This is a genomic window from Clostridium sp. AF22-10 (assembly GCF_003478725.1).
Taxonomy (GTDB): Bacteria; Bacillota; Clostridia; order Lachnospirales; family Lachnospiraceae; genus Otoolea; species Otoolea fessa.
Window position 1 is genome coordinate 74284 of sequence record NZ_QUFZ01000006.1, and the last position, 19434, is coordinate 93717.

The window sequence follows — 19434 nt, forward strand, 5'->3', positions numbered from 1 at the left end:
ATGGATATTAAGAATCATAATACAGACAAAAAGAAGCTTGTCAATAGCAAACAATTCAAGGCAGCTGTTTTTATAGCTATTTTGCTTGGAATCGTATTGACGGTTTTCCGATATTTTGAATTTGTGTCGAAAACGGTATATGAGGAAAGTGTGTCTCATCTGACAGAGATTTTTCATCAGTCTGATAATATGCTGCGGGAACTGACAGACAAGAATCTGACCTATCTTCATATCTGGGGAGAGAATCTGCAGAACATCTCTAATGAAGACAAAATTCGTGAATATATAGAGAAAGCACAGGAAGATGCCGGATTTTTAGAATTCTTTTTTCTGTCAGCTGACGGAAACTATAAGAAGGTAACAGGTGAAACAGGGTATCTTGGATTACAGGGGAATATGGAAGAGGAGCTCCGGCAGGGAAGTGATGTGATAACAAATGCAGCAGTTCCTGGAAAAGCCCAGCTGCTTGTTTTTGCAACTCCCAAGGTCTATGGAAGCTATCAGGGATTTGAATATGATGCGATTGCCATTGCCTATGAGAATTCTGATATCGTAAATGTACTGGACATCTCTGCTTTCGACGGAAATGCCCAGAGTTATGTGGTTCATCAGGATGGTCGTGTTGTGGTGGATCATTCTTCCGAGTCATGGGGGAGAGTGTATAATTTCTTCGCCGTTCTGAGAGAGCATTCGGAGATGCCTGAAAGAGAGATCAATGAGCTTTCGGAAAAGTTTAAAGAAGGGCGTAGCGATGCGGGAATGGTAAAGCTTGATGGAAGAAGCTACTATCTGGTCTATGAAAAATCAGATATTCAGGACTGGATGTTTCTGGGACTTGTTCAGGTGGATATTGTGAATGCCAGTATGAACAGTCTGCAGTATAGTACGATTCTTCTTGTAGGTGCAGTTGTGCTCTGTGCTGCCGCCTTTTTAATTAGCCTTATTGTGCAAAAAAACAGGAGAAATCTTAGGAAAAAGGATACGGAGATCCTGTACCGGGATGAATTGTTTCAAAAGCTGTCAATGAATGTAAATGATGTTTTTCTGATGCTGGATGCAAAAAGACAACAGGCAGATTATGTCAGCCCGAATGCGGAAAAATTGCTGGGTATTACAGTGGAACAAATCCGTAAAGATATTCGTGTTTTGGGAAAACTGCATCTCACAGAGTCACAAGATCCGGAAACGAATTATCTGGAAGAAATTCAGGTAAATGAACAGAAGGAATGGGATTGTGAATATGCTCATTTGAAAACAGGAGAACGACGCTGGTTTCATAATATTGCAATGGGCAGTGAGGTAAACGGGAAAAAGAAATTTATTCTGGTTATGTCGGATCGTACCTCTGACCGGAAAATGAATCAGGCACTTTCTGAGGCAGTCCGTGCTGCGGAGACTGCCAATCGTGCAAAGAGTACGTTCCTTTCCAATATGTCCCACGATATCCGGACACCCATGAATGCAATTATTGGCCTTACAACATTGGCTGTAAGCAACATTGACAATCAGAAAAAAGTCAGGGATTATCTAAGCAAGATCCTTTCGTCCAGTAACCATCTGCTCTCCCTGATCAATGATATATTGGATATGAGCCGTATCGAGAGTGGAAAGATTCATCTGGAAGAAATAGAGGTGAGCCTGTCGGAAGTGCTTCATGATCTGAAGACCATCGTCAGTGGGCAGATTCATGCGAAGCAGCTGGAGCTTTATATGGATGCAATGGATGTGACGAATGAGTACGTCTATTGTGATAAGACGCGTCTGAATCAGATGCTGTTGAATCTTTTGTCCAATGCCATTAAGTTTACGCCTGCAGGTGGAACCGTTTCTGTCCGGTTAAAGCAGTTCCCGGGAACGGTAAAAGGCAGTGAACTGTATGAGATCCGGGTAAAGGATAACGGAATCGGTATGAGCCCGGAATTTGTACAGAAGCTCTTTTCTCCTTTTGAGAGGGAACGGACTTCCACGGTCAGCAAGACTCAGGGTACAGGACTTGGCATGGCGATCACCAAGAACATTGTAAATATGATGGGTGGAACCATTGAGGTTCAGACAGAACAGGGCAAAGGTACCGAATTTATTGTCCGTCTGCCATTTCGGATTCAGACTGAGCATCACCGCATAGAGAAGATCGTAGAGCTGGAAGGTCTTAAGGCATTGGTGGTAGATGATGATTTTAATACCTGTGACAGTGTGACAAAGATGCTTGTCAAGATTGGAATGCGTTCAGAATGGACTCTTTCCGGTAAGGAGGCTGTTCTCCGGGCGCGGCAGTCTATGGAACTGGGGGATGCATTCCATGCGTATATCATTGACTGGCGTCTGCCGGATATGAACGGGATTGAAGTGACCCGCCAGATCCGCAGTCTGGGTGACCATACACCAATCATTATCCTGACGGCTTATGACTGGTCGGATATCGAAGTGGAGGCCAGAGCGGCAGGGGTTACAGCATTCTGTTCGAAACCTATGTTTATGTCAGATATCAGAGAGACCTTGATGATAGCTATCGGTCAGAGGCAGGCTGAGCAAGAGGATAATATTCTCCCGGCAGCAGGTTCAGATTTCAAGGGCAGATGTATATTGCTTGTGGAAGACAATGAACTGAACCGTGAAATTGCGGTAGAGCTCCTGAATGAATATGGCTTTCTGGTTGATACTGCCGAAAATGGAGCAGAGGCAGTAGAGAAAGTAAAAAAATCAAAACCAGGCGGTTATGATCTTGTGTTGATGGATGTGCAGATGCCTGTCATGAACGGGTATGAGGCCACAAAGCGGATTCGTGCCCTGGATGATCCGGCACAGGCGGGAATCACTATTCTTGCCATGACTGCCAATGCTTTTGATGAAGACAGGAAGGAAGCGCTGGAATACGGTATGAATGGATTTCTATCCAAGCCAATTGTTGTAGAGGAATTAATTGATGCATTGCAAAAAAATCTTTCATAGAGGGGATACAGGAAGCAATGGCAAAAGTAACGGAAGTATATGAGTTAACCATTTGAGAAATTAAGAAGGGATTGCATTAAGTAATGTGGCATGTTGCTAATTGACAAAATAGTATGTATGATTTGAATGTGGAGTAAATATGACCGAAAAACATAGTTATGAGATTATCGTCCTGGATCTGGACGGAACCTTAACAAACAGAGATAAGGTGATTACGCCAAAGACGAAGCAGCGTCTGATGGAGCTTCAGGAGCGCGGAAAGAAGATTGTTCTGGCGTCCGGGCGTCCGACGCCGGGAGTGCTGCCGCTTGCGAGAGAGCTGGAGCTGGCAAAATACGGCAGTTATATTCTGTCGTTTAATGGAGGCAGGATCACGAACTGCAAAACCGGCGAGATCATATTCAGCCGTTCCCTGCCGCAGGAGGCAAATCAGAAGATTATACGCTTGGCCGAGGAGGAACAGGTGGGGCTTTTGAGTTACGATGAGGCGGGGGCAAAGCTTCTGACGAACCAGAGTGACAGTCCCTATGCGAAGTTGGAAGCGCGGATCAACGGCATGGAGTTAGTACAGGTGGACGACATGGAAGCTGCGATCACGTATCCGGTACCGAAATACCTGATGATGGAGGATGGAGACTACCTGGCGATGGTCGAGCCGCGCGTCAAGGCGGCGATGGGGAAGAATTTCAGCGTTTACCGTTCGGAGCCGTTTTTCCTGGAGGTGCTTCCGAGGGGCATCGATAAAGCACAGTCGTTAGAGCGCCTTCTTTCTCACATCGGGCTTTCGCGTGAGCAGATGATTGCCTGTGGGGACGGCTACAACGACCTCACGATGATTCAGTATGCCGGATTAGGTGTAGCGATGGAGAATGCGGTGCTTCCGGTGCGGAAAGCTGCAGACTTTATTACCTATTCCAACAACGACGACGGTGTGGCTCATGTGGTGGAGAAGTTTATGCTGTAGAAGATTTGGCAGATTCGCATAAATGTATATTGCGTGAACAGATGAAAAATAAAATATTCATAAAAATAGGCAAGATACTAGACTTTAAAACTTTAATATGTTAATATAAGAAAAACGGAAAAATGAATATATTTTCGGAGTACATATTAAAAAGGGGTGCCTTGCATTATGAATAAAAAACTGAAAACCGAAGCTGTGGATCATCTGTTCCAGGCGATTCTGACACTGAAAAATACCGACGAATGCTATAGCTTTTTCGAGGATGTATGCACAGTTAATGAACTTTTATCATTTTCCCAGAGATATGAAGTAGCGAAGATGCTGCGCGAGAAGAAGACATATCTGGAGATCGCGGACAAGACCGGCGCATCGACAGCGACGATCAGCCGTGTCAACCGTTCTTTAAATTACGGAAGCGACGGATATGATATGGTATTTGCGCGTGTGAAAGAGCAGGAAGAGGCGGAGAAAACGGAAGCGTAAGACGAAGTAGGAATATACGCACGATAGATAAAGCGCGTACTTTCATAGGTGTAGCAAACCAACCTGCCAAAGATGGACAAATTTGGCTTGGGGTGGAATTGTCCCAGGAGCTGGCAGCTGGTTGAATGAAAGATAAAAAGAAATGAAAGAAAAAAGACATTGAAAGAATTTCCACAAGGGGAAGTGATTCCAGTGTCTTTTTTATCGTGTATGGTGCAATGGGTTGAAATTTTTGTTGTTTAGCCTATTTTTGAGTGTGGCGGTACAGCGGAAGTGCTGCCTATTTCTTCTTCTTCGGATTCACTGGCGTCTCCTGCCGGAGCTGTTCCGCCAGGATTTCAATCATCTGTTTTTTCAGATAGACATCAAACGCCAGCTCACTGATAAAGGCGAACAGCTGTAAATACTCGCGGTCTTCACAGTCATAGTCCTTGAATGTCTGGCTGGCGGCGTCAAATTTTGCCATGACGTCTTCCTGCAAGCGCTTGCGCTGCCCTTTTTCCAGCGAAAAGATTTCGTTGTAAAGCTCTTCTAATTCCGGGCTGGAACCATGGGAAAAGTGGTGCTCGCTGATGGGCGAGAAGAGCTGCTCAATATCCCGAAAGGATATCACATTTTTATAATAATAAATCAGAATCAGCATCAGCAGATGATTCTTGGAGTAGCGTTTTTTGACGGGCGGCGGCAGCAGGTTATTTTTGGCATAGTTATTGATCATGGTTTTGGTCAGGATCTTATCCTCGCCCAGCCATTTGGAAGTGTTCAGGTGGCTGTCCATGAAGGTCGTGACCTGATCCATATATAAATCAATACCGGGAATCTCCGACGGATGCACCCGGGTCAGACTATCAACATAAGCCAGCAGATCCTGCAGGCGTTCTTCGTTCGATTTCATGTATGTACCTCGCTGCGTTGAAATTCGAAAGCTGCGAAACAGGGAGGCGATTTTGGCGCTTCCGCTGTCATGAACTCTCTATGTGATATTATATAGTTTTGAAAACCAGATAGCAAGGAGAAATTTAAAATCAATGAAAATTCCGTGACATCCAAGAGAAAATAGATTATACTAGAGCGTATTCGAACATACTTTTTGTCATTAAAAATAGATTATATAAGAGGATAGAAGGGAACGAAACATATATGAGCAAATACGACACACTTAACCCGATGCAGCGGGAGGCGGTTTTTCACACGGAGGGACCACTCCTGGTTCTGGCAGGCGCCGGTTCAGGAAAGACGCGCGTCCTGACACACCGGATTGCGTATTTAATCGAGGAAAAACGGGTGGCGCCGTGGAATATCATGGCGATCACATTTACCAATAAAGCGGCGGCGGAGATGCGCGAGCGTGTGGATAAGATTGTGGGGGAAGGCGCGGAGGCGATCTGGGTCAGCACGTTCCATTCGAGCTGCGTTCGGATTTTGCGCCGATTTATCGACCGTCTGGGATATGACTCGAATTTTACTATCTATGACGGCGACGACCAGAAAACGCTGATGAAGCAGGTGCTCAAGAAAATGCAGGCGGATCCGAAGCAGTTTAAGGAGCGGGCGGTGCTGTCACGGATTTCTGCGGCGAAAAATGACCGGATCACGGCGGATGAGTTTGAGCAGCAGGCGGGAGCGGACTTCCGGGAGAAAAAGATTGCTCAGATTTACCGGGAATACCAGAAAGAACTCAAGAAGAATAATGCTCTGGATTTTGACGATCTGCTGGTGAAAACGGTAGAACTTTTCGAGGCAAACGCGGATGTGCTGGAATATTATCAGGATAAATTCCGGTATATCATGGTGGACGAGTACCAGGACACGAACCTTGTACAGTTTAAGCTGGTCGATCTGCTGGCAAAGAAGTACAGAAATATCTGTGTGGTCGGTGATGATGATCAGTCGATCTACAAATTCCGCGGGGCAAATATCGAAAATATTTTAAGTTTTGAGAAAGCATTTCCGGGCGCACGCGTTATCAAGCTGGAGCAGAACTACCGTTCCACCCAGAGCATCCTGAACGCGGCAAATGAGGTGATCCGCCACAACCGCGGCAGAAAGGACAAGACGCTGTGGACGGCGAATGACGAGGGACCGAAGGTGCGCTTCCGTCAGTATGACACGGCATACGAGGAGGCAGACGCCATTATCTGTGATATTGAGCGTGAGAAAGAAGAGAAAAATGCGGAATATTCGGATTTTGCCGTGCTGTACCGTACCAATGCACAGTCGCGTCTTCTGGAGGAAAAATGTATTTATTACAGCATTCCGTACCGGCTGGTCGGTGGCGTCAATTTCTATCAGCGCAAGGAAATCAAGGATATTCTCTGCTATTTAAAGACGATTGCGAATGGGCGCGATGATCTGGCGGTTCAGCGTGTTATCAATGTGCCGAAGCGCGGCATCGGTGCGACCTCGATCGGAAAAGTGACGATCTATGCGTCTGCCAATGGCATGAGCTTTTATGATGCACTGCTGCGCGTGCGCGGCGTGCCGACGATCGGCAAGGCGGCGGATAAGATCGAGAAGTTTACGGAGCAGATCGAAAACTTCCGGTCGCGGCTTTCGGCCCTTTCGATCCCGGAACTTATCGAGGCGATTCTGGAAGAGACGGGATATAAGAAGGATCTGGAGGCGGAAGGCGAGATCGAGGGAGAAACACGTCTGCAGAACGTGGAAGAGCTGGTTAATAAGGCGACCGGCTATATGAGCACGGCGGAGGAACCGACGCTGGACGGATTTTTGGAGGAGGTTGCGCTGGTAGCGGATGTAGATAGCCTGGACGAATCCGAAAACAGGATTGTCCTGATGACTTTGCACGGCGCAAAAGGTCTGGAATTTCCGTATGTCTATTTAAGCGGCATGGAGGACGGGCTGTTTCCGAGCAGCATGTCCATCTTTTCGGATGATAAGGACGCCATCGAAGAAGAACGGCGTCTCTGCTATGTCGGAATCACCCGTGCGGAGAAAGAACTGACGCTGACGGCGGCGAGACAGCGCATGGTCAATGGAGAAACGCGGTTTGCGAAGGTCAGCCGCTTCATCGAGGAGATTCCGCCGCAGCTTCTGGACGAGGAAGATCAGCCGACCGTCTTTGAACGGGCTGCCGGTATGAGCCGGGGCGGACGCGGATTTGAAGATTCGGGGACTTCTGGCTGGACAACGGGCAGCTTTGGTGTATCTGGCGCGGGAGACGGCGATCGGGTGCGGATTGGCGGAATGTCTGGAAAACACCCTCTTTCAGAGAACGATGCCGCCTGGGAGCGCGGCGCAGCCCGGATGAGCGGCTGGGGCGGTGTGAATGGTTCCGGAAGTGCTGGTTCTGGCCGCACGCTGGATCCATATAAGAGCGCTTATAGTTCCAGCAGCCGTCCAGCCAGCCCGGCACCGTCATTTGGCAAGGCATTTACGGTCCAGAAGGCCGACCATCTTTCCTACGGCGAGGGCGACCGAGTCCGCCACCTCAAATTTGGCGAGGGAACGGTGCAGAAGATCGCGGACGGCGGCAAGGATTTTGAGGTGACGGTTAATTTTGACCGCGTGGGCGTGAAAAAAATGTTTGCTTCATTTGCAAAACTGGTGAAATGTTAGACCGTGCCGTATTGTTACTGTACACGTATGCGAAAACAGTAATGCCGTATTAAAACATTTTCGCCAGATCCAATAAAAAATATAGTAAAATCGGCTGAGAGATGGTATAATAAAATCAAGAATTGCGGATCAAAACGCGGGAAAGGATGTGGAGTGTATGAATAAATTTGATATGATGAGCAAAGATGCGCTCTCCAGAGTAGAAGAGATCATGAATGCAACCAAACTGAATGAATTCCTTCACAGAAAAGAAGAAGAGGAGAAACAGAAAAACTGTATTCTCTGGATTTTAGCCATTATCGGTATTGTAGCAGCAGTTGCAGCGATTGCATACGGCGTATATCGTTTCTTTACTCCAGATTATCTGGAAGATTTCGAGGACGACTTCGATGATGATTTCGACGACGATTTCTTCGAGGATGAGAGCGACGAGAAAGAAAAGAAAGACTGATTGTGATAATTTAGTCAATGAATCAGAATAAATACTGCGCGGAATCGGAAAATCGGTTTCACGCAGTATTTTTTATGCCATAGGAAAGTTTGTAGATAAGTTTGTATTTTTTATATCTTGGAAAAAGAAAAAAATTCCTGTATACTATAAAGATATGAATTAGAACCGCAGATGGAAATTAGCTGTGAGTTGAAGAAGCATTTGCAGTTGGTGATTATAGTGCGGTAAAAGCCACTGAGAGAAGGAGCTATATAGTTATCAATGAAAAAAGGTGAGATTTACGAAGGAACTGTAGAACGGATTGAGTTTCCAAATAAGGGCGTAGTTGTGATAGATGGAGAGAAAGCGATCGTCAAAAATGCGCTTCCGGGACAGAAGATCCGGTTCCGTATCAATAAAAAGCGCGGCGGTCGATGCGAGGGTATGCTTTTGGAGGTTGTCGAGCACTCAAAGTTAGAGACGGCAGAGGATGTATGTCCGCATTTTGGTATCTGCGGCGGATGTCTTTATCAGCCGATTCCGTATGAGGAACAGCTTGCGATCAAGGAAAAACAGGTTCGTTCCCTTCTGGATGCGGTATGTCCGGAATATGAGTTTGAGGGCATCTTAGGCAGCCCGCTGGTGCAGGGCTACCGGAATAAGATGGAGTTTTCCTTCGGTGATGAGGTCAAGGATGGTCCTATGTCGCTGGGAATGCACAAGCGCGGCAGTTTTTATGATGTGGTTACAACCGGCGAATGCCATATCGTGCATCCGGATTTTGCAAGATTCTTGTCTGTACAAAAGAATATTTTGAGGAAAAGAAAGTTGGATTTTATAAAAAAATGCAGCATACCGGCTATTTGCGCCATCTTCTGGTGCGCCGTGCGATCAAGACAGGGGAGATTCTGGTCGATCTGATCACGACGACACAGACGGACACCTTTGAGGGAACCGAGGAAGCACTTTTACGGGGATGGACGGAGCGCCTGCAGGCACTTCCTATGGAGGGAAGCTTTGCGGGCATTCTGCATACTAAAAATGATACATTGGCGGATGCCGTAAAAGATGAGGGGACGGACATTCTGTTCGGACGCGAGCATTTTTACGAAGAGCTTTTAGGGCTGCGGTTCCAGATCTCGCCGTTTTCTTTTTTCCAGACGAACTCATTGGGCGCGGAGGTGCTGTACGAGAAAACGCGTGAGTATGTGGGTGAGACGAAGGGAAAAGTCGTATTTGACCTTTACAGCGGCACCGGCACGATCGCGCAGATCCTCGCACCGGTGGCGGAGAAAGTAGTCGGCGTGGAGATTGTCGGGGAAGCAGTCGAGGCAGCCCGTGAGAATGCGGCGCGCAACGGACTTGGCAACTGCGAATTTCTGGCGGGGGATGTCCTCAAGGTGGTGGACGAGCTGGAAGAAAAGCCGGATCTGATCGTTCTGGATCCGCCGCGCGACGGAATCCATCCGAAGGCGATCGGAAAGATTTTGAATTTTGGCGTCAGCCACATGGTTTATGTGTCCTGCAAACCAACCAGCCTTGCGAGGGATCTGGAACCGATCCAGGCGGCAGGATATCAGGTGGATAAGGTGTGCTGCGTGGATATGTTCCCGCATACTGCCAATTGTGAGACGGTGGTTTCATTGACGCGGAAGAAATAAGATCCCAAAATGGATGTGGGAAAAATGGATGAAACAAAAGAGAATGAAATAAAACCAGATACAGCAGATTGTCAGGTACAGGAGACAGCTGTGCAGCGCCGGAAGAGGGAGACTTTACTGCGCGAACAGACGCCGGATGCCCTGTGGGAAGCGATTCTTGCATTTGAGGGGGCAATATTTTACACGGCGAAAGGGCTGGAATATTCGTACACGATCCGGGGCAACGAGATGTTTGTCAGCCGGAAAGAAAAGTCGGTCACGCGTGCAAGCATCCTGGTGGCGTATAAAAAAGCGCAGGAGCTTGGCTGCGTGACCGGACCAAAGCAGCTGGGAGTGTTTGGGGCAAGCTATCTGTATCCGGTGTTCCTGAGCTGGGGATTATCTGCGCCAGTGCTGGTTGATTTCCGCACCGAAAAACAGGATGCAGATGCAGGCGTACAGCCACAGCATCAGGATCACGACGGCGGTCAAGCTGCCGTACATATAAGAATAATTACTGAAATGGTTGAAGTAGATGGAAAATCCGTAGGAACATCCGATCCATCCGACGGTGGAAATCAGCGCACCGGGAAGCTGGAGACGGATATCCTGCCGTTCATAGGGCAGCCAGGTGTACAGCGCGACGAAAAAGAGCGTCAGCAGCGCTAGCGCAAGAAACGTCCGGAGACTAATCAGGCAGGAAACGAATCTGTCCAGCATCGGAAAGTAACGGAATAGCAGGCGCTGCAGGGAGGAACCGAACACCATCAGAACCAGGGAGAAAATGCACATCAGGAGAAAAACAATGGTATAGCCAGAGTTGATGATACGTCCTAAAAGGTAATTTCTGCGCTTGCGGCAGCCGATGATCCGGTTTAAGCCGCGCTCGATCCCAAGCATGCCGCGGGCAGCCGACCAGATGGTTGCCACGGTGGTAACCGAGAGCAGGGCGGCCGGGGATACAGTCTGGATGTCCTGGATTACCGATTCAATCAGCGGGTGGATGCTGGAGGGAAGAAGCTGTGTCATCACGTGCATCAGATCCTCCGGGCTGACGGCGGGGATGAGCTGGATCAGCGTCAGCAGAATCATGATAAAAGGTGCGGCAGAGAGAACGATAAAAAAAGAAGCCTGGGCGGCGTACACCGTGACTTCGTCTTTGATGAAATCGTTGTAAATCCGTTTACAGTTCAGGAGAAAAGAAAGCATGAAAAACCTCGCTTGATTTATGTTATTAAGAAAATATCCGTAACTGGCTCATTTCCCTTTGAAAAATGGCTGACGATAGGTGAATGTCATTTCAGTGTTGTTAAAAGTATATTATCATGAGGTCGAAAAAATAGCAACGGATTTGCCTGTCTTGACGAAAACACCGGTTTCCCGTATGATAACAGGATAGAAATGATTCGGGTCTGCAGGGCATAAGGATGGCAGTGATGCGGACAGCAGCAAAAATCAGCCGGCAGCCAATTGGAAAATGGGACATGGGAGGAAACAAAATGATCGCAATCACAGCATGTGCGGCGGCACTGGCAGCCGTGACAGTGGGGCTTTTGCTCCGCTCGGAATATGAAAAAAAACATTTTGTGACCGACCAGTATGAGATAGAGAGTCCGAAGCTGCCGGATGGCGCTGCGTTGCGCTGCGTATTTTTGTCGGATCTGCATGATAATGTGTATGGAACGGACAATGAGCCGCTGGTGGCGGCGATCCGCGCATTCAAGCCGGATGCGGTGCTGATCGGCGGCGATATGATGGTCTGTAAGGGAAAAGGTGATTTAACCGTCACGGTATCGCTTCTGGAAAAAATAACCTCGTTTGTGCCGGTTTACTATGCAAACGGAAATCATGAGGAGCGGATGAACCGGGAGCGGGATGTGTACGGAGATTTGTATGATCGGTTCCAGATGGAATAAAACGTCTGGGGGTTCATTATTTATCGGATCGGAGCGAGGAGATCAATCCGTGGATCCGGGTGACTGGGTGCAATTTGCGGGAGATATATTATAAGCATCATTTCACGGTGCCGGAACTGCCGATGGAAGAGCTTTCGGAGCGGGTTGGAACTGCGGCAGAGAAGACGTGTTTTCATCAGATGAAAGAATCGTTGTCTCCTGACTTGGCGGAAAAGGAGCGAGAAGCCGGACATGAAATGTATGAGATATTATTATTTCATTCTCCCCTCTTTTTTGAGACCTGCCGGAAATGGGGCGCGGATCTGACGCTTTGCGGACATTTCCACGGCGGAACCATCCGGATCCCGGGGCTGGGAGGCGTGATGACGCCGCAGTACCAGTTTTTCCTGCCATGGTGCGCCGGACGGTTTGATGCGGACGGAAAGACGATGATCGTCAGCCGGGGGCTTGGGACACATTCGATCAATGTGCGGCTGAATGACCGGCCAGAGCTGGTTTGTGTGACGTTGCGGGGAAAACAATAGAGAGATTCTGGTTATTGTACACGGGTAGGCACTTTTGGAACCGAAAGTGCCGTAAGAAAACGTGGTGGCAGCAGGAATAACTCTTCGGCACGGGTGGATGTATACGGAATTTGGTATATGATTGTAGAAAAAGCTGGCTAAAAGAAGGAGTTCGGAAAGAATGGAAATTTCCTATAAATTAGATAATTTTGAAGGACCGTTGGACCTGCTGCTTCATCTGATTGAAAAGAATAAAGTAAGTATCTACGATATTCCGATCGTCCTGATTACGGAGCAGTATCTGGAATATGTTAATCAGATGGATCATGAGGATCTGGATGTGGTCAGCGATTTTCTGGTGATGGCGGCGACGCTTCTGGACATCAAATCGCGGATGCTCCTTCCGAAGGTGGAAAAAGAAGAGGAAGAAGACGAGGAAGATCCGCGCGCCGAGCTGGTGCGCCGGCTGTTGGAATATAAGATGTATAAATATATGGCGCAGGAGCTGGAAGAGCGGGAGCAGGAGGCAGAGCTTCTCTTTTTTAAGGAACCGACGATTCCCCGGGAGGTGGCGAAATATGAAGAACCGCTGGATCTGGACAAGCTTCTGGATGGTCTGACGCTGGCAAAGCTGCAGAAAGTGTTTGACGCGGTCATGAAGCGGAATGCCAATAAGCTTGACCCGGTGCGAAGCCGGTTCAGCACGATCCGCAGGGAACCGATCAGCCTGGAGCAGAAGGTAAGGTCGGTGCTTTCTTATGCGCGGGAACACCGTCATTTTAAATTCAGCGATGTGCTGGAGAGGGAATCCGATCGCCTGGAGATAGTCGTGGCGTTTCTGGCAGTGCTGGAGCTGATGAAGATGGGACGGATTCATCTGGTGCAGGAAAAATTGTTTGATGAGATGCAGCTCGATACGGTGGATGTGGATGAAACGGAAGACGAGGCAGAGCTGGAACTTTCGACGGAGGAAGGAGAAGAGTATGCCAGAATTAGATGAAAAACGCGAGGAAGCCATCGTGGAATCGGTTCTCTTTACAATGGGAAAATCGGTTGAGCTGCGCCAGCTTGCGGCGGCGCTCGGGACGGATACAGAGCGCGCGGAAGCGGCGGTCAGACGATTACAGAGCCGATATGAGGCAGAAAAGCGGGGCATGCAGATCACGCAGCTGGAGGACAGCTGGCAGATGGCGACCCGCGCGGAATATTATGAGAATCTGATCCGGGTGGCAGCGACGCCGAAGAAGCAGATTTTAACGGATGTTGTGCTTGAGACACTCTCGATCATTGCTTATAAACAGCCGATCACGAAGCTTGAGATTGAAAAGATCCGCGGGGTTAAATCGGATCACGCGGTCAATAAACTGATTGAGTACAATCTCGTTTACGAGGTAGGGCGTTTGGATGTGCCGGGACGTCCGGCATTGTTTGCGACGACGGAGGAATTTTTGCGCCGGTTTGGAGTCGGATCGACGAAAGAACTGCCGGAACCGGCACCGGGACGAATCGATGAGTTCCGCATGGAGGCGGAGGAAGAGCTGAAGTTTGAGGGGAAACTGCCGGAAGAGGCAGAGAAGGAAATGAAATATTAACGTTTTCTTAACAATATTCATTCAATTCTGACATTAACAGATTCTTAACATCATATTTCTGTATTTTCTTGTAACTTTTTGTAGCCAACGTGGAAAATGAGGTCAACACAAACAAACAAGCAGCTCTTTCAAATCGCTACATAAATGAAAGAAGCCAGCAAAACAAAAGGGGGAATTGTTTATGTTGACACTTGAGCTTGATATGTATCAGGCGTGTGCTCTTGGCGCACTGGTCTACTGTCTGGGAAGATTGCTTGTACAAAAGCTGCCCTTCCTGAGCAAGTATTGTATACCGGCTCCGGTTGCGGGCGGTGTCGTATTTGCATTCGCTCATCTGGCGTTGTATGCAACAGGAGTTCTGGAGCTTTCCTTTGATACAACCTTACAGAGCGTATTTATGACGATCTTCTTCTGCAGCGTCGGTTTTACCGCCTGCTTCCGTCTGTTAAAGAAGGGCGGCGTTCAGGTATTTATGTTCCTGGCGCTGGCAGTTGGTATCTGTATCGTGCAGGATGCAGTCGGCAGCGGTCTGGCAGCAGCGTTTGGTCTGAATCCGCTTCTCGGCTTATGTATGGGTTCTATGCCGTTAGTTGGAGGTCACGGAACGAGTGGTTCCTTCGGACCGCTTCTGGAGCAGGAATACGCAGTTGTAGGCGCAACTACAGTTGCCTTGGCATCCGCTACATATGGTCTGGTATCCGGCAGTATGATGGGTGGTCCTATCGCCCGTGCCCGTGTTGAGAAACACCATCTGAAATCAACCGCAGCCGAGGAAGGCAATGCAGTTGACGAAGTAGCATCGCCGATCGACGGTCAGAAATTCACCACCGCGGCTGTATTCCTTGCAGTTGCAATCGGTGTTGGTACCTTCATTTTCGCGTTCTTTAAGAGCATTGGTCTTACATTCCCGACTTACATCGGTGCGATGCTGGCAGCAGCCGCTATCCGTAATATCTGGGATGTACAGCACAAAGATCTTCCGATGGAAGAAGTTGACGCACTGGGCGGCCTGTCCCTGAACCTGTTCTTAGCGATGGCAATGATGAGCCTGAAGCTGTGGCAGTTAGCAGCTCTGGCGCTTCCGATGATTGTTATCCTGTTAGTTCAGACGGTTGTTATGTTCCTGTATGCAAACTTCCTTGTATTCAACATCATGGGCCGTGATTACGAGGCAGCTGCAATGACCACCGCATTCTGTGGTTTCGGTATGGGCGCAACCCCGAACGCAATGGCAAACATGAGAGCACTGGTAGAGCGTTATGGTCCGGCTCCGCGTGCATTCTTCATCGTACCGTTAGTAGGAAGCTTATTCGTAGACTTCTTTAACTCCATGGTACTGACTACTTTCATGAACCTCTTATAATTTGACGGCTGGTTCAGCAAAGTATCCATTTAAAATATTCTGATATTGAAGTAGCTCCAACCTATTTCCTTCCCGGCGGTTCTGGATTTCCAGGCCGCCGGGATTTTTCGCGCGCAACGAGCGAAAGTCCGTGCCTGCACGAATTAATACTTTCGGAAAACGCGCGTGTGTGGTATTATAGAGAAACTGGAAAGTTGAAAAATATTTTTCGGGGAGGTGCTTTGTGAAAAACAAACTTGCAAGGCAGCCATTACCGGATAAAATGTGACATAAGAAAGGATTTCATACAGATATGAACAGCATGAACATAAAGATCAAATATTTCACAGACGCCATTGACCGCCTCGCCTACATTGACGGCAAATCTGACTGGATCGACCTGCGTGCGGCGCGTGAGGTGGTGCTGAAAAAGGGTGATTTTGCCCTGATTCCGCTTGGCGTGGCGATGGAGCTGCCGAAGGGCTATGAGGCGCATGTAGTTCCGCGCAGCAGTACCTTTAAAAATTTCGGCATCATCCAGACCAATCATATGGGTGTGATCGATGAGAGCTACTGCGGGGACAACGATCAGTGGCATTTTCCGGCATATGCGCTGCGTGATACAGTGATCCATGTCAATGACCGCATCTGCCAGTTCCGCATCATGGAGCATCAGCCGAAGATCGTATTTGAGGAGACGGAGAAGCTTGACAATAAAGATCGCGGCGGGATCGGAAGTACGGGAAAGAATTAATAAAAAGGTTTGGTAAAAAATGAAGCAGATAAAGAGGTTAAAACGAGGAAAAGTAAGTCTTTTTCTGGCAGCAGCGGTGCTTTCACTGGGCATCCTTTCCGGCTGCGGCACTGAATCGAAGGAAGCGAAAGAAGCGCGTATGACCGGAATCGAGCAGTTAAATGCAGGTAATTATCAGGATGCGATTGATTCGTTTGGAAAAGCGCTGGATGAGAGCGATGGGATCGTCAATTCTTTTGAGCTGGATGTTTTAAAATACCGCGGCGAGGCAGAATACAAACTGGCGGATTATAAGGCGGCAGCGCAGACCTATGGAATTCTGGCGGAGGTAGACGGCGGAAAAGCGGAATACCTCTATTATAAAGCGGCATCGGAGGCAGCAGCCGGACAGGCGGAGGATGCCGAAAAGGATTTTGCGGCAGCGGAGGAAAAGGCGAAGAACAGCAAAAAGAGCAGCGCCACGGCTCCGGGTGTGAGTCTGGCGTTTACGGCGCTTGCGTCGGCGGCGCGGGATGCCGGGGATAGTGAACTCGCAGCCCAGTACTGCAATCAGGCGATCGAGCGCGGCGTGTCGGGACCGGAGATTTATAATCAGCTTGCGATCAGTGAGATGGAGGCTGGCGATTATGAGAGCGCGATGTCCCATTATGAGGAGGCGCTTTCGCTGGCGGACAATGAGACGGCGCTGGTAATCCGGCAGAATATTGCGGTTCTCTATGAGAAAGAGGGCGATTTTGCGAAGGCGCTGGAACAGTTTAAGGAGTGCCAGGCAGCCGGTGCGGACACACCGGAGGTGCAGAAGGAAATCCGTTTTCTGGAAAGCCGGTAAATATTGGAGGTAATATGGCAGAATTGTTCGATATGAAAGAACTGGAGGAGCGCGTCATTCTGGTGGCGGTCAGCACCTCTGATGAAGATGATACGGAGGCGTCCCTGGATGAGCTGGAGGAACTGGCGGATACCGCCGGAGCGACGGCGATCGGGCGTCTGGTGCAGAACCGGGAGAAGATTCATCCAGGCACCTATCTGGGCAGTGGAAAGATCGGGGAACTGCGGGAGATGGTCTGGGAAATGGGCGCAACCGGCGTGATCTGCGACGATGAACTGTCCCCGGCACAGCTTCGCAATCTGGAATCGGCGCTGGATACGAAGGTAATGGACCGGACGATGGTCATTCTCGATATTTTCGCGGCGCATGCGACGACGAGCGAGGGAAAAATCCAGGTTGAGCTGGCACAGCTGCGTTACCGCGCAGCGCGCCTGGTCGGTCTGCGCAGTTCCCTGTCCCGTCTGGGCGGCGGTATCGGTACGAGAGGACCGGGTGAAAAGAAGCTGGAGATGGACCGCCGTCTGATTCATGAGCGGATCGGGCAGCTAAAGTCGGAACTGGAAGATGTCAAACGCCACCGCGAGGTGACGAGAAAACAGCGCGACCGGAAATATACGCTGTCGGCGGCGATCGTCGGCTACACGAATGCCGGTAAGTCAACGCTTTTAAACACCCTGACGGGTGCAGGAATCCTGGCACAGGATAAACTGTTTGCGACGCTGGATCCGACGACGCGTGGATTAAAGCTGGCGAGCGGACAGGAGATCCTGCTGACAGATACGGTCGGATTCATCCGCAAACTGCCGCACCATCTGATCGAGGCGTTCAAGAGTACGCTGGAGGAGGCACGTTATAGCGATATTGTCCTCCATGTGGTCGATGCGTCGAATCCGCAGATGGACACGCAGATGTATGTCGTATATGATACGTTGCGTCAGCTGGAGATCGGCGATAAGACGGTGGTAACAGTCTTTAACAAGATGGATCAGGTGGAGCAGCCGGAGACGCTGAAAGATCTGCATTCTGATTATCAGGTGCAGATTTCCGCGAAGACGGGCGCGGGGCTGGATGAGCTGAAGGATATTCTGGAAATGATTCTGCGAAACCGCAAGATTTATCTGGAAAAGGTATTTTCCTACCAGGAAGCCGGACGCATCCAGACGATCCGTAAATACGGTCAGCTTTTAAAAGAAGAGTACCGGGAAGATGGCATTTACGTGGAGGCATATGTGCCGACGGAGCTCTACGCAGGCTGATGCGCTAACAGGCAGATGATAGGTTACTGTGTTACGTTCACGTATACGTGCCCAGTAACGGGATTTGCCGTGGCTTCGCATTTAAATACGGCAAATTCCTGCTGCCACCACGTTTTCTTACGGCACCTTTGAAATTCCCGGGAATTGACTTTTTATTTTAAATTTGTTAGAATGTAGCATATTTATGGCTGTACAGAATGCTGGAAGGCAGATGCGTACAGATCCATACGGTAAAGAGGTGTGCGGGGAAAAACCGTATGCCTCTTCTTCATGTTTTGGCGGATGCTAAGAAGTTGTTAAGATGAAGAGAAAAGAGATGACAGGGCGCAGGCTGCTTGTGTCGGATAGAATGACCGCACAAGTTTGCAGACATCTGGGATAAAGGAGTTAGAAGATACAGAATGGAACAGAAGGGACAAAACGGACAGGAACAGATTCTCGTCGGAATTGACGTTGGCTCAACGACGACGAAGGTGGCAGTGATGGAGGTGGCAACGGGGAAAGTCCTGTTTTCGGACTATACACGCCATCACTCGGATCAGCTTCAGAGTGTGTCGAGAGCTGTAAAATTGGTGAAAGAGACGCTTGCGGGGCGGTCATTTCTGACGGCGATGACCGGTTCGGGCGCAAAGCACCTCTCGGAAGAGCTGGAGATCCCTTATGTACAGGAGGTAGTGGCGAACTCGATCGCCTTGAAAGCCATGTACGGGGAAATCGGAACGGCGATCGAGCTGGGTGGACAGGATGCGAAGATTATCTTTTTCCAGAGGGATAAACGGACGGGCGAGCTGCAGGTCACAGATATGCGGATGAACGGCAGCTGTGCTGGCGGTACAGGTGCGTTTGTGGATGAGATTGCTTCTCTTCTTAAGACACCGGTTGAGGAATTTGACGCGCTGGCGGCACAGGGAACAACCGTATATGATATATCCGGACGGTGCGGCGTGTACGCCAAGACCGACATCCAGCCTCTTTTAAATCAGGGGGTTAAAAAATCAGATTTGGCGCTTTCCTCCTTCCATGCGATTGCCAAACAGACGATCGGCGGTCTGGCACAGGGACTTTCGATCGAGAAGCCGGTTGTCTTTGAGGGCGGTCCGCTGACCTTTAACCGGACGCTGGTGCGCGTGTTTGCTGAACGTCTGGACCTTCGGCCGGAGGAAATTTTAAGTCCGGACGGCCGGAACTTCTGATTGC

At 49.1% G+C, this 19434-nt stretch carries 18 protein-coding genes; 16 read left to right on the forward strand and 2 right to left on the reverse strand.

The window, feature by feature from the left end; translation table 11 throughout:
* From DWX91_RS06090 to DWX91_RS06100, 3 genes are all read left to right on the forward strand, one after another.
* Nucleotides 1–2949, forward strand: coding sequence for a hybrid sensor histidine kinase/response regulator (locus DWX91_RS06090; RefSeq protein ID WP_118472461.1), 2949 nt, complete (start codon nucleotides 1–3; stop codon nucleotides 2947–2949).
* A 139-nt stretch (nucleotides 2950–3088) separates the two neighbouring features.
* The gene (locus DWX91_RS06095) at nucleotides 3089–3913 is read left to right on the forward strand and encodes a Cof-type HAD-IIB family hydrolase (RefSeq protein WP_107001580.1); all 825 of its coding nucleotides are present in this window, start codon (nucleotides 3089–3091) and stop codon (nucleotides 3911–3913) included.
* Nucleotides 3914–4081: 168 nt separating this feature from the next.
* The gene (locus DWX91_RS06100; RefSeq protein ID WP_022359748.1) at nucleotides 4082–4396 is read left to right on the forward strand and encodes a YerC/YecD family TrpR-related protein; all 315 of its coding nucleotides are present in this window, start codon (nucleotides 4082–4084) and stop codon (nucleotides 4394–4396) included.
* Nucleotides 4397–4676: 280 nt separating this feature from the next.
* On the opposite strand, the gene DWX91_RS06105 is transcribed toward DWX91_RS06100, so the two are convergent.
* Complete coding sequence (locus DWX91_RS06105) at nucleotides 4677–5291, reverse strand: DUF1836 domain-containing protein (protein WP_118538500.1); 615 nt, start codon at nucleotides 5289–5291, stop codon at nucleotides 4677–4679.
* A 245-nt stretch (nucleotides 5292–5536) separates the two neighbouring features.
* Between DWX91_RS06105 and DWX91_RS06110 the strand changes: the two genes are divergently transcribed.
* The 4 genes from DWX91_RS06110 to rlmD all read left to right on the forward strand — a co-directional run bounded on the left by DWX91_RS06110 (nucleotide 5537) and on the right by rlmD (nucleotide 10066).
* Nucleotides 5537–7975, forward strand: a complete 2439-nt coding sequence (locus DWX91_RS06110; protein WP_118538502.1) for an ATP-dependent helicase — start codon at nucleotides 5537–5539, stop codon at nucleotides 7973–7975.
* A gap of 157 nt (nucleotides 7976–8132) precedes the next feature.
* Nucleotides 8133–8426 (forward strand): hypothetical protein, encoded by a 294-nt coding sequence (locus DWX91_RS06115; protein ID WP_022359751.1) that lies wholly within the window; start codon nucleotides 8133–8135, stop codon nucleotides 8424–8426.
* Nucleotides 8427–8687: 261 nt separating this feature from the next.
* Complete coding sequence (locus DWX91_RS17905; protein ID WP_412693838.1) at nucleotides 8688–9326, forward strand: hypothetical protein; 639 nt, start codon at nucleotides 8688–8690, stop codon at nucleotides 9324–9326.
* Nucleotides 9251–10066 carry a 23S rRNA (uracil(1939)-C(5))-methyltransferase RlmD gene (gene rlmD, locus DWX91_RS17910; protein ID WP_412693839.1) on the forward strand — a complete coding sequence of 272 codons (816 nt, stop codon included), beginning with the start codon at nucleotides 9251–9253 and terminating at the stop codon, nucleotides 10064–10066. The genes DWX91_RS17905 and rlmD overlap by 76 nt, the downstream gene beginning before the upstream one ends.
* Before the next feature lie 378 nt (nucleotides 10067–10444).
* Here the strand turns inward: rlmD and DWX91_RS06130 are convergent, their stop codons facing one another.
* A complete protein-coding gene (locus DWX91_RS06130) occupies nucleotides 10445–11254 on the reverse strand; it encodes a YihY/virulence factor BrkB family protein (RefSeq protein ID WP_107001577.1) in 810 nt (269 codons plus the stop codon).
* Between the two features lie 290 nt (nucleotides 11255–11544).
* Between DWX91_RS06130 and DWX91_RS17915 the strand changes: the two genes are divergently transcribed.
* The 9 genes from DWX91_RS17915 to DWX91_RS17270 all read left to right on the forward strand — a co-directional run bounded on the left by DWX91_RS17915 (nucleotide 11545) and on the right by DWX91_RS17270 (nucleotide 19430).
* On the forward strand, nucleotides 11545–11961 hold the full coding sequence (locus DWX91_RS17915; RefSeq protein ID WP_412693840.1) for a metallophosphoesterase: 417 nt from the start codon (nucleotides 11545–11547) through the stop codon (nucleotides 11959–11961).
* 74 nt (nucleotides 11962–12035) lie between these two features.
* Nucleotides 12036–12485: a hypothetical protein gene (locus tag DWX91_RS17920; protein ID WP_412693841.1), complete on the forward strand. Its 450-nt coding sequence runs from the start codon at nucleotides 12036–12038 to the stop codon at nucleotides 12483–12485.
* 160 nt (nucleotides 12486–12645) lie between these two features.
* On the forward strand, nucleotides 12646–13464 hold the full coding sequence (locus tag DWX91_RS06140; RefSeq protein WP_117795115.1) for a segregation and condensation protein A: 819 nt from the start codon (nucleotides 12646–12648) through the stop codon (nucleotides 13462–13464).
* Nucleotides 13448–14056: an SMC-Scp complex subunit ScpB gene (scpB, locus tag DWX91_RS06145; protein ID WP_118467432.1), complete on the forward strand. Its 609-nt coding sequence runs from the start codon at nucleotides 13448–13450 to the stop codon at nucleotides 14054–14056. Before DWX91_RS06140 ends, scpB begins: the two co-directional genes overlap by 17 nt.
* Nucleotides 14057–14237: 181 nt before the next feature.
* A complete protein-coding gene (gene gltS / locus DWX91_RS06150) occupies nucleotides 14238–15419 on the forward strand; it encodes a sodium/glutamate symporter (protein ID WP_107001574.1) in 1182 nt (393 codons plus the stop codon).
* A gap of 301 nt (nucleotides 15420–15720) precedes the next feature.
* Nucleotides 15721–16152: a dUTP diphosphatase gene (locus DWX91_RS06155; RefSeq protein ID WP_117795742.1), complete on the forward strand. Its 432-nt coding sequence runs from the start codon at nucleotides 15721–15723 to the stop codon at nucleotides 16150–16152.
* A 19-nt stretch (nucleotides 16153–16171) separates the two neighbouring features.
* Complete coding sequence (locus tag DWX91_RS06160) at nucleotides 16172–16981, forward strand: tetratricopeptide repeat protein (RefSeq protein WP_118538504.1); 810 nt, start codon at nucleotides 16172–16174, stop codon at nucleotides 16979–16981.
* Nucleotides 16982–16995: 14 nt separating this feature from the next.
* The gene (gene hflX, locus DWX91_RS06165) at nucleotides 16996–18237 is read left to right on the forward strand and encodes a GTPase HflX (protein ID WP_118538506.1); all 1242 of its coding nucleotides are present in this window, start codon (nucleotides 16996–16998) and stop codon (nucleotides 18235–18237) included.
* Nucleotides 18238–18638: 401 nt separating this feature from the next.
* Nucleotides 18639–19430 (forward strand): BadF/BadG/BcrA/BcrD ATPase family protein, encoded by a 792-nt coding sequence (locus DWX91_RS17270; RefSeq protein ID WP_243098991.1) that lies wholly within the window; start codon nucleotides 18639–18641, stop codon nucleotides 19428–19430.
* Nucleotides 19431–19434: the final 4 nt, after the last annotated feature.